A 632-nucleotide genomic window follows, 5' to 3' on the forward strand; every position below is an offset into this window, starting at 1 on the left:
ATCACGACTCACGTTCCAAGAAAAGTGGGTACTAGCTCCGATCGGACCTTTGGAGTCTCGACAGCGATTGAGCTGGAAAGCTATATTAGAACATACTAAGAACTGATCTTCCGGTTGTGTTTTCAAGACCCACTCTCACTAACATTTTGCCCGGCAGGCCGTGCATTTAGTGCCGCCAACTCAGGATGAGGTCGGGCCCAGGAGCCGCGTCATTGACCTTGTTCCGCCATTTGCATGACGACGCCTTTTTAGCTTTTTCGCGCGATCACAAGCACCTGTACGCAGCGTGTCTGCTGGATCTGCACGAACGCTTCTTTTCAGGCGCGCCGTCGTTCCCGACGCCGCAGCAGGTGGTCCACGCCATCTACGACGTCATGCGCGCCAACCCCGTCCTCTGGAACGAGGGCGATGATTTCGGCAGCCTGCCGGAAATGATCTCCGCGAGACGCCGCCGGATCCGGAAGGCCGACGTCGCGCTCGCTTCCGAGAAGGGCGACAAGGCGCTCGGTCTTGCCCGACAACTATACGCCCGGCTGCTCGTCTGGGGATGGCTTGAAGAGGAGGAATACGGGCTTCGCGTCACTGTGGACATGGCTATGGGACCGCTGCTCGTGCTGCAACGGCTCCCCGGG

General features: G+C 58.9%; 1 protein-coding gene. It reads left to right on the forward strand.

What is annotated here, in order from left to right; genetic code table 11:
• Positions 1–212 precede the first annotated feature (212 nt).
• On the forward strand, positions 213–632 hold a 420-nt coding region (locus tag IC66_RS0140970; RefSeq protein ID WP_244429246.1), incomplete at its 3' end, for a Wadjet anti-phage system protein JetA family protein.

Source organism: Bradyrhizobium genomosp. III (genome assembly GCF_000261705.1).
Taxonomy (GTDB): Bacteria; Pseudomonadota; Alphaproteobacteria; order Rhizobiales; family Xanthobacteraceae; genus Bradyrhizobium; species Bradyrhizobium ottawaense.